At 51.0% G+C, this 10503-nt stretch carries 7 protein-coding genes; 6 read left to right on the top strand and 1 reads right to left on the bottom strand.

Features of this window, described 5'->3' with window-relative positions; genetic code table 11:
- Positions 1 to 19: 19 nt before the first annotated feature.
- Positions 20 to 1309: a M18 family aminopeptidase gene (locus Q3886_RS05400; RefSeq protein WP_301860147.1), complete on the bottom strand. Its 1290-nt coding sequence runs from the start codon at positions 1307 to 1309 to the stop codon at positions 20 to 22.
- Between the two features lie 195 nt (positions 1310 to 1504).
- Between Q3886_RS05400 and alr the strand changes: the two genes are divergently transcribed.
- The 6 genes from alr (at position 1505) to csaB (ending at position 10442) form a co-directional block, all read left to right on the top strand.
- Positions 1505 to 2704, top strand: a complete 1200-nt coding sequence (gene alr, locus Q3886_RS05395) for an alanine racemase (protein ID WP_301860146.1) — start codon at positions 1505 to 1507, stop codon at positions 2702 to 2704.
- Between the two features lie 199 nt (positions 2705 to 2903).
- The gene (secA, locus tag Q3886_RS05390; protein WP_301860145.1) at positions 2904 to 5363 is read left to right on the top strand and encodes a preprotein translocase subunit SecA; all 2460 of its coding nucleotides are present in this window, start codon (positions 2904 to 2906) and stop codon (positions 5361 to 5363) included.
- A gap of 48 nt (positions 5364 to 5411) precedes the next feature.
- Positions 5412 to 6549, top strand: a protein-coding gene (prfB, locus tag Q3886_RS05385; protein WP_367881555.1) for a peptide chain release factor 2 whose coding sequence is annotated in 2 segments (ribosomal slippage) — positions 5412 to 5483 and positions 5485 to 6549 — 1137 coding nt in all. Because the reading frame shifts where the segments join, the coding sequence is not laid out codon by codon here.
- Positions 6550 to 7236, top strand: coding sequence for an LmeA family phospholipid-binding protein (locus Q3886_RS05380; RefSeq protein ID WP_301860144.1), 687 nt, complete (start codon positions 6550 to 6552; stop codon positions 7234 to 7236).
- 16 nt (positions 7237 to 7252) lie between these two features.
- On the top strand, positions 7253 to 9307 hold the full coding sequence (locus Q3886_RS05375) for a DUF5693 family protein (RefSeq protein WP_301860143.1): 2055 nt from the start codon (positions 7253 to 7255) through the stop codon (positions 9305 to 9307).
- Positions 9300 to 10442, top strand: a complete 1143-nt coding sequence (gene csaB, locus Q3886_RS05370; protein WP_301860142.1) for a polysaccharide pyruvyl transferase CsaB — start codon at positions 9300 to 9302, stop codon at positions 10440 to 10442. The genes Q3886_RS05375 and csaB overlap by 8 nt, the downstream gene beginning before the upstream one ends.
- Positions 10443 to 10503 lie beyond the last annotated feature (61 nt).

The following is a 10503-nucleotide window of genomic DNA, read 5'->3' as shown; positions in this document are numbered from 1 at the left end:
ATATAATAAATTATTATATTTACTCTGTAAAGAACAGGCCGATCAAGTCGTACAGGGCTTTCAGATCGGCTGCGCCCATCAGCTCGCGGGCAGAATGCATGGCCAGAATGGGAATCCCAATATCCATTGTCCGTACGGGAAAATAAGAAGACAGCAAAGAGCCCAAGGTAGAGCCGCCAGGGATGTCGGAACGATTGACAAAATGCTGATACGGAATGTTTCCGCTGCGGCACAGGGCCGTAATGATTGCCGCTGCTTCGGCATCACCGGCATAGGCCTGACTGCAGGCTGTTTTCAGGGCTATGCCGTGCCCCAATACGGGAATGTTGGTAATATCGCATTTTTCCGGCATATTGGGATGCATGGCATGGGCTACGTCGATGGACAGGACAAAGGCGCTGCTCTGGTCCAGGCGATAGTCTTCATCAGTATAGCCCAGGGCGTGGTACAGCCGCTGGAGGTACGTCGGCAGGAGAAGCGATGCCGCTCCCTGTTTCGTCCGGCTGCCTACTTCTTCATTGTCAAATAAGGCGACTGCCTGTATGCCGTCGGCAGCCGTATGATTGGCAAGGCCGGCAATGCTGGCATATACTGACGTCAGGTTGTCCAGGCGGGGGGAAGAAATGAATTCATTGTGCAGACCCAGCAGGCACCCTTCTTCAGCCGGATATACGGTCAGATCGTAAGAAAGAATATCCTGCACGGCACAGTGGCAGTATTCTGCCAGATAGTCCAGTAAAAAGGAATCTGCCGTGCTGCCATCGCACAGGGTCATGAGGGGAAGCATGTCCTTCTGCGGATTGAGCGCAACGCCGTCGTTCGTATGGCGGTTCATGTGAATAGCCAGGCGGGGGATCGTCAGCAAGGGCGTATGAAAATCAACGACATGAATGGCCGGATGGAACGGGTCCGTTCCTGTCGTGGCAATTTTTCCGGCCAGCGACAACGGCCGGTCGAGCCAGGATTCCCGGATCATGCCGCCGTAGAGTTCGATATTCAGTTTGCCGTACACGCCCTGCATAATCGAAGCGGCCGGCTTTACGCGCAGGCAGGGAAAATCCGTATGCGCGGCGGCAATGCGAAGATGGGCGCGGGGGTGGCGGCCAATGGTAAAGGCAAGCAGACTGGAATCAAAGGCAGTGACCACATAGGAGCCTCCTTCATGAAGTTCCCATGGGGCATGAGGAGATAATTCCGTAAAGCCCGCTTCTTTCAGCAAGTCCATACTGGTTTGTACGACATGATAGGGCGAAGGCGAACGATGGATAAAATTCAGTAATTGACGGGGTGTAGCTGCTGCAGTAGTCATGGATATATCCTTTCTGTCTGACTATGGTTCAGGCATGTGATTTTTTCTTTATTATACCATATTAGCAAGAGAATGCCTTTTATCATAAAAAAGATAAAGAGGAAAACTTTACTTAGAATTCAGAATAGCCTATACTAAACAATATATTTTTAAAATAGATGCATGGGCAATGCAGGAAAAGTGAGGTCCGTACCTATGGATGTACATGTCATGACCGATAATTTTACGCGCCGTCCCGTATGGGCGCAGATAGATCTGGATGCAGCCGCAGCGAATATGCGGAATATCCGCCGCCTTGTCGGGCCAGACGTGCTGATTACGTCGGCTGTGAAAGCGAATGCATATGGACACGGGTCTGTTGAAATGGCCAGAGTATATTTGGAAAGCGGTGCTGACCGGCTGGCTGTTGCCTGTCTGGATGAAGCCGTTGAGCTTCGGCTGGCAGGCATTAAGGTCCCCATTTTGATTCTGGGGCATACCGACGGAAGACGGGCTCAGGAAGCCGTGAAATACGGCATTGACGTCGCTGTATTTCATTATGAAGATGCTGTGCTGTTTTCCCGGGAAGCCGTGCGGCAGGGAACGAAGGCCCGCATTCATCTGGCTGTTGATACCGGTATGGGCCGTATTGGATTTCGCCGAAGTGAAGACAGTATTGCCGCCATTGTGCGCATAGCAGCCCTGCCCTGTCTTTCCATTGAAGGCATGTTTACCCATTTTGCCGTATCTGATGAAGCCGATGAGGCTGATATTGCGTATACAAAACGGCAGTATGATACATTTTCCTGGTTCTGCCGCCGCCTGGCTGCCGAACACATTCACATTCCTGTCGTACACTGCAGCAGCAGTGCCGGCACCCTGGCTTATCCTGATTTTCGCTGTGATATGGTGCGCACCGGTATTATTCAGTATGGCTATCACCCGTCCGATACGGTTCAGAGCCTGTCCTTTGTGCCGCAGCCAGTCATGTCGCTGCACTGCTGCATTACCCATATCAAGCAGATTGCTCCAGGAGAAACCATCAGTTACGGCCGGCATTTTGTGGCCCAGCGGCCAACGGTCATTGCGACGATACCGATTGGCTATGCCGATGGCTACCCGCGGCTGCTGTCCAACAAGGCCGATGTCCTCGTACATGGCCAGCGGGTACGGCAAGTCGGCAATATCTGCATGGATCAGTGCATGCTGGATGTTACGGATATAGAAAATCCTGCTGTTGGCGATGAAGTGGTGCTGTTTGGCCGGCAGGGAGCAGAAGAAATCCGGCTGGAAGAACTGGCCCGGATTATTGGGACCATTGATCATGAAATTCTCTGCAATATAAATCGCCGCGTACCCCGCATTTATACCCGAAACGGCAGCATCGTGCGCCGTCTGGAATACTTGTTTGCCTGATCCTGTCCGCATGTACAGGGCAGTGTCAAAAATAATTTACAAAAGGCGAAATGCCTGTTTGTATCCGCCTTTGCCGGAATCGCTGCGCCGGGGAAAGGCTGCAGTTGCCGCTAACCTATTGCAATGTACGCCGCTCATGGGGTACAATGTATAATTGAATAAAAACATGTATTACTATTGTAATTGGAGGGCTTACCAGGTGTTTAATAAATGGATCCAGAGACTGCTCGGAAATAATACGGAGCATGAACTCAAAAAAATGTGGCCAATTGTCCGGCAAATCAACGATTGGGAACCAAAGCTCAGCGCACTCAGCGATTCGTCACTGCAGGAAAAAACGTTTGAATTTAAGCGGCGTTTAGAAGGCGGCGAAACACTGGATGCGATTCTTCCCGAAGCCTTTGCCGTGGTCCGGGAAGCATCACGCCGCGTGCTGGGCATGCGGCATTTTGACGTGCAGCTCCTCGGCGGCATCGTCCTGCATCGCGGTGATATTGCGGAAATGCGTACTGGCGAAGGCAAGACGCTGGTTGCGACGCTGCCGGTATATTTGAATGCGCTCACTGGCAAAGGCGTTCACGTCGTTACGGTCAATGATTATCTGGCTACGCGTGACAGTGAAGAAATGGGCCAGATTTATAAATTCCTCGGTTTGTCTGTCGGCCTGATTGTCCACGATTTGTCCTATGAACAGCGCCGCCGTGCCTACAATGCGGATATTACGTACGGTACAAATAATGAATTTGGCTTTGATTACCTGCGCGACAACATGGTTGTCAGCAAAGACCAGATGGTACAGCGGCCGCTGAACTACTGTATTGTCGACGAAGTGGACTCCATCCTCATTGATGAAGCGCGGACACCGCTGATCATTTCCGGACCTGGCGAAAAGTCGACCGATTTGTACTATACCCTGGCCGGCGTTGTCAAACAGCTGGGCAAAGACGACTATACAATGGATGAAAAGCAGAAGACCATTGCGCCGACCGAAGCAGGGGTTGCAAAAATCGAAAAGATGCTGGGCATCAGCAACATGTTCGATAATGAACATCTGGATTTAAACCATCTGGTCATTCAGGCTCTGCGGGCACGGTTCATGATGCACCGCGATAAGGATTACGTCGTCAAAAACGGCGAAATCGTCATTGTCGATGAATTTACGGGCCGTCTCATGTTTGGCCGCCGCTACAGCGACGGACTGCATCAGTCCATTGAAGCCAAGGAAAATGTCAAGGTTCAGGGCGAAAGCAAGACCTTGGCAACCATTACGTTCCAGAACTACTTCCGCATGTACAATAAACTGGCCGGCATGACCGGTACGGCCAAGACGGAAGAAGACGAATTCAACAAAATCTACAAGCTCGACGTCTATGTTATTCCGACTAACCGTCCGGCAATCCGTAAAGATTTGCCCGATGTCATTTATAAGACGAAAAATGCCAAATACCGTGCTGTCGTGCGGGAAGTCATTAAACGGCACAAGACGGGACAGCCTATTCTGGTAGGGACGACGTCCATCAGCCAGTCTGAAATTATCAGCCAGATGCTGGACAAGGAAAATATTCCCCATAATGTGCTCAATGCCAAGTATCATGAAAAAGAAGCGGAAATCATCAAAAATGCCGGCCAGATGAACATGGTAACCATTGCAACCAATATGGCCGGCCGCGGCACCGATATTAAGCTCGGAAAAGGCGTAGCCGAACTGGGGGGCCTCATGATTATCGGTACGGAACGGCATGAAAGCCGCCGTATTGACAACCAGCTCCGCGGCCGTGCAGGCCGTCAGGGGGACCCGGGGACGACGCAGTTCTTCCTGTCTCTGGAAGATGACCTCATGCGGATTTTTGGTTCCGAAAATATTTCCAAATTCATGGACAAACTGGGCATGGATGAAGATGAACCGATTACCCATTCCATGATTACCCGCTCTATTGAAAAGGCGCAGAAGAAAGTCGAAAGCCATAACTTTGAAATCCGTAAATACGTTCTCGAATATGACGACGTCATGAATCAGCAGCGTGAAGTCCTGTACGGACAGCGCCGGAAAGTCCTCGTTGCCGATTCCCTTCGCGATATTATTCTGGATATGGTAGACGATATTATCCGCGATGGTCTGGACAAGTATGCCGATGAAAAACTGTATCCTGAAGAATGGGATTTCGCCGGTCTCCTGGCACAGATGGAACAGTATTTTGTGCCCAAGGGCGCGACGACGGTGCAGGAACTGGAAAACCTGAGCCGCGTAGAAGTACAGGAAAAATTAAAAGGCATTGCCGTATCGCTCTATGATGCCCGGGAAAAGGAAATTGGCGAACAGACCATGCGGGAACTGGAAAAGGCAATTATGCTCCGCGTCGTTGACAGCAAATGGATGGATCATCTCGACGCCATGGATGCCCTGAAGGAAGGTATTAACCTGCGGGCATACGGGCAGAAAAATCCTCTTGTGGAATATAAATTTGAAGCCTATGAAATGTTCAATGAAATGATTGATTCCATTAAGCGGACAGTCGTTACCTTCCTCTATCATATTCAGGTCACATACAGCAAGCCTGTACCGCAGGCCGAAGACCGCCTTCAGAGTGCGACAGAAGTTCATGAAGAAAGCAAACCTGTCAGCCCTGAAGACATCCGTAAGGATGAACAGAAACACTAAGATATGCTGTGCGCCGCTGCGGCACAGCAAGGTATGAATTTTGGAAAGATGGTGAAACTTGTGTTACTAGAAGAACTCCGAAAACCGTTGGAAGATTTACAGAACAGAATACAAGAAATCGGGGATTCACTTTAGCTTACCTAAAAAAGAAGAACGTATTATGGATCTGGATATGCAGATGAGCGATCCTGATTTCTGGAATGATCCCGATAAAGCCCGGGCCATTTCCCAGGAAGCGACGCGGCTGAAAACAGAAGTAGAAGGCCATGCAGAGCTGGTGCAGCGCGTTCAGGATTTGCGGGACTATCTGGATCTGGCTATGGAAGAAAAAGATGCCGGCTTAGCCGGTGAAATTGAAAAACAGTATGATGAACTGGTGAAAGAAGTAGAAAAGCGGGAAATTCTGCTGCTGTTGTCCGATAAATATGACATTTGCAATGCCATTATTACCTTCCATGCCGGTGCAGGCGGCACAGAAGCGCAGGACTGGGCACAGATGCTGATCCGCATGTATACGCGCTGGGCCGAACGGAATGGATATGGCATTACGTTAATGGATTTGCAGCCCGGTGATGAAGCAGGCGTAAAAAGTGCGACCTTTACTATTGAAGGCGAGTATGCCTATGGCTACCTGAAGTCGGAAAAGGGCGTACACCGTTTAGTCCGTATCTCGCCGTTTGATGCGAATGCCCGGCGGCATACGTCGTTTACGGCTGTCGATGTCATGCCGGAACTTCCGGATGACGTAGATGTTCAAATCAATATGGACGATGTGCGCGTCGATTATTTCCGCGCCAGCGGTGCCGGCGGTCAGCATGTCAACAAGACCAGCTCGGCTGTCCGCATGACCCACATTCCGACGGGCATTGTCGTTCAGTGTCAGAATGAACGGTCGCAGCTGCAGAACAAAGAAATGTGCATGAAATATTTGCGGGCGAAACTGTTTGAACTGGAACGGGAAAAGCAGGAAAAGCTGAAAGCCGAAATCGGCGGCGTCCATCAGGCAATTGAATGGGGCAGCCAGATCCGGTCGTACGTCTTCCACCCGTATAATCTGGTAAAAGATCATCGTACCGGTGTGGAAACCAGCAATATTCAGGCTGTCATGGACGGCGATCTGGATATCTTTATTGAAGGATATTTACAGCAGGAAAAAAATAAGCGATTAGCCAGACAGGAAGTTTAAATGAAAAAAATTATTTTACTCTTCGTGGTTCTCGCAGCGTTGCTGACCGGGGCCAATGCCTATGCGCCGCAGCTTGTTAAAACGGGGCTGTACTATACGCTGTCTGAAAAGATGGATTTGAATATGGATGATATCGAAGTCACTGCGTCGCCGGGGGCAAAGTGTTTGCTAGGCGAGATTGACGCTGTCCGCATTCACAGCCGTTCGTTCCGCGTAGGGGACTTGCTGTTTGATTCCCTGGACTGTACCCTGCAGGACGTCCGGTTTGATCCGGCAGCAGTCGTACTGGATCAGCGCCTGACTGTGACCCGTGCCGGCAGCGGTGAGATGACCGCATCAGTCAGCAGCGAAGAACTTCGCCGCTTTCTGATGCACAAGATGAGCGATCTGTCTGATGTGGATATTGCCTTTCAAGGCGATGTGGTCGTCGTAACGGGAACGGCGAAAGTCGGCGGCATCCTTCCTGCCCATGCGACCGTGCAGGGGCGCTTTGGCATGCAGGGCAGCAAGCTGCTCTTTATACCGGACGATATTTCCGTCGAAAGTATGGGCATGAAATATACGAGCAACCGGATGGGGAAGGCTGAAATCTATGATTTTCAGAAATTTCCCCTCGGCATGGTGCCGGATCGCGTGACTATGCAAGACAATGTCCTGACAATCCACGGACGAGTTACTAATTCATAGATAAGGTGTGGAAATAATGGTAAAACAGAGCATGAGCAAAATGGCCATGATAGCTGCCGTATGTATTGGGCTGCTGTGTGCCGTGTACCTGTGCGTTCAGCGGCATGATGTAGAAGAACGGTCCATGACGATTGAACAGGCCATGGATTATGATGCCGTTGTCACGATGGCGCGCAATGACGGGTATGATCTGGATACGGCAATGGAGAAATGCCGTCAGGCCGGAGTTACGAGCTTTACGATCTATGACACGACGCTGAATAAGCTGACACAGCGCGGCGAATTTTCCCTGATTACGCGGCTGGGGTCTCAGCTCTATTACCGGCAATTTCAGATCGAAGATCTGACCTATGATTACTATTTAATTGGCAAGCCCCTTCAGCAGCAGGACGCTTATTTTGATGAAGTAGCTGCGGATCTGAAAGTTCGCCTGGGTGCTCAGAATGTTGCCCGCCTGGCAAATTCGCAGTACCGCATTTTAGGCATTCGCGGTGTTATGCCTGCACTGGGAGAAGTTAATCTGGGCATTTTGTCAGCTGATGCCAAACAGATTGCCGCTCATGGCTTTCACGTGATTTTGCGTCCTTCCAACTACAGTGATCCGAGCCGGGAACAGGTAGCTCATTTCTTCCAGCGTGCCGACGCCATTCCCAATGCGTCAGGCATCATGTTTGTAGGGAAGGAAGTTCTGGGGTATTCTCCCGTTGCCGGCGAACGCAAGACCATGCTGGAATTTACGGCAGATCAGATGAAGCAGCGTCACCTGCCTTTTTACATGATTGAAGCCGTCAATCAGCTGCAGTATAATCAGCAGGACGGCATGTATGACCTGGCAGGACTCCTCGATTATGATACGGTCCGCGTATATGCCATGGCCAAGGAAGAACTGGAAAAGATTACGCCAGAAGAAGCTTCCATGCGGTATTATATCAGCGATTTGGAACGAAATGCGCGGGTCAATTTATTTGCCCTGTATAAAAAGCCGCTCCACGGGATGAATTTAACGGAAACGAATTTGTCCTACGTAGCCATGACGTCGCAGAAATTGAAAGACCGCGGCTATACGCTGGGCCGGGCTTCGGTAATGGAAGCCTATTACCCGAACCGGCTGCTCCTGGCTGTGACCGCAGCCGCTGCTGCCTGCGGATTTTTATTTGTCCTGAATCTGCTTCTTCCTCTGCCTGAACGGATCAACCGCATCCTTCTGGTATTGGCTGTTATCGTTGGAGCCGGCGGCGCCTTGATTGCCAAAGGAGCCTTATTCCTGCAGGTTATGGCTATTGGCTGTGCTGTACTGGCACCTACGGCAGCTATGCTGCTGCTGCTCGATTACTGGAAGAAAAAAGGTCTGCAGAAACGGCTGGGCTATGCCGCAGTCGTACGGGACGGGACCATTGGTCTGGTCTGCGCCTTTGCTGTTTCCCTGATTGGCGGGTTGTATATTGCAGCCATGCTGGGAAACATTCGCTTCCTCATGGAATTTGATTTTTACCGCGGCGTCAAACTGACCTTTGTGCTGCCCCTTATACTGGTGGCTATTGGCTATTTACAGCGTTTTCCCCTGTGGGGACAGACTATTGCGTCGCCGCAGGAGTTCACGTCGTTTGTCAAATCGTTTTTAAATATTCCCATCAAGATGGGAACACTGCTCCTCCTGGGATTCCTGGGATTTGTTGCCTTTATCTTTGTCGGTCGCAGCGGCCATACGGCAGGCGTGCCTGTTCCGGGATTTGAAGTGGCCCTGCGCCGTTTCCTGGAAACGGTCATGTATGCCCGGCCGCGGGAAAAGGAATTTCTCGTCGGTCATCCCGCCTTTTTCCTCATGGTAGCAGCGCTGTATCGGAAATGGCCGCAGCTCCTGCATTTCTTCCTGGTTCTGGCGGCGTCCATCGGCATCGGTTCCATGGTAGAAACGTTTGCTCATATTCGGACGCCTTTCCTCATGTCCCTGGTACGCGGCATTGATGGCCTGGCCATGGGGATTATCCTTGGCTGCGCCGGCATTGTGGTCCTGGCTGTGCTGAACTATGTGACCGCCTGGCTGGGAAAGCAGGTGAACGGTCGTGATTAAGGTCGTTATTTCCGGGTATTATGGCTTTGCCAATGCCGGTGATGAAGCGATGCTGGCAGCTATTGTCGGCTCATTGCGGGACAGCATTCCCGATGTGGACATTACCGTTATTACCGGCAACTGCAAAATGACGCAGAAACACCATCGAGTCAAAACTGTATATCGACTGAATTTCTTTGCTATCGCAGCGGCTATTCGCCGCTGTGATATTCTTATCAGCGGCGGCGGGAGCTTGCTCCAGAATGTGACAAGCTCCCGCAGTCTCTATTACTATCTGAGCATTATGCGCATTGCCATGTTTTTCCATAAACCGGTCATGCTGTATGCCCAGGGAATTGGCCCTGTACGGGGAGAGCAGGCGAGACGGGCTGTGCGGAATGTACTGCAGAAGGTGGCCGTTATTGGCGTCCGCGATGCCGAATCGAAAGCAGAGCTGGCGTCCCTGGGCGTGACGAAGCCGCCTGTACACGTAACGGCCGATGCCGTATTGTCTATGCATCCGGGAGATGACCGTCTGGGACGGGAACTGCTGAAGGAAGCCGGCATTTCAGATACGCAGAAACACATCGGCATTGCCGTTCGGAACTGGCAGGGCCTGACGTCGTATAAACAGGCCATTGCCGAAGCGGCAGATATCCTGCAGAACGAAGAAGGGGCCCGCATCATTTTCATCCCCATGCAGTACCCGGCAGACGTTACAGCCGGCGAAGAAATTGCGTCGCTCATGAAATCGAAAGCTGTCGTACTGCGCAGGTCTTACGATACGGAGGAATTCATGGCCCTTATGGGCTGCATGGACGTCGTCATTGCCAACCGGCTCCATGCCCTTATTTTTGCGTCCCTGATGGAAGTTCCTGTTACGGCGATTTCCTATGATCCCAAAATTGACAGTTTTATCCGCCTTATTGGGGAAAGGCTGTGTGGAACTGTAGAATCTATTTCGGCTGCTGATATTGTAGCCGATGTGCGGACCAAGCTGAAACGGGGTTCTATTGCACCGGTCATTAAGGCGCGGCTCCATCATCTGCGCCGCCAGTCACTGCGCAATGCCTATCTGGCCCTGCGCGTTCTGGAAGACAAGGAACGCATCAAAAAGCGTTTGACCAGAAAAGAAGACGGACAGTCTGTCCGCTGATTGTATGGAAAAGAGGGTTCCCATGATTGATTTAAAAGATGTATCAAAAATATATGATAAT

The sequence above is a fragment of the uncultured Megasphaera sp. genome, assembly GCF_958350005.1.
Taxonomy (GTDB): domain Bacteria; phylum Bacillota; class Negativicutes; order Veillonellales; family Megasphaeraceae; genus Megasphaera.
The sequence above is the reverse complement of the archived record's forward strand: the minus strand, read 5'-3'. Positions and strand labels throughout refer to the sequence as shown.

Excerpts from the sequence above, each read along its gene's own strand:
- Q3886_RS05380 (WP_301860144.1), top strand. The coding sequence starts at position 6,550 with ATGAAAAAAATTATTTTACTCTTCGTGGTTCTCGCAGCGTTGCTGACC.
- Q3886_RS05375 (WP_301860143.1), top strand. The coding sequence starts at position 7,253 with ATGGTAAAACAGAGCATGAGCAAAATGGCCATGATAGCTGCCGTATGT.
- Q3886_RS05400 (WP_301860147.1), bottom strand. The coding sequence starts at position 1,309 with ATGACTACTGCAGCAGCTACACCCCGTCAATTACTGAATTTTATCCAT.
- alr (WP_301860146.1), top strand. The coding sequence starts at position 1,505 with ATGGATGTACATGTCATGACCGATAATTTTACGCGCCGTCCCGTATGG.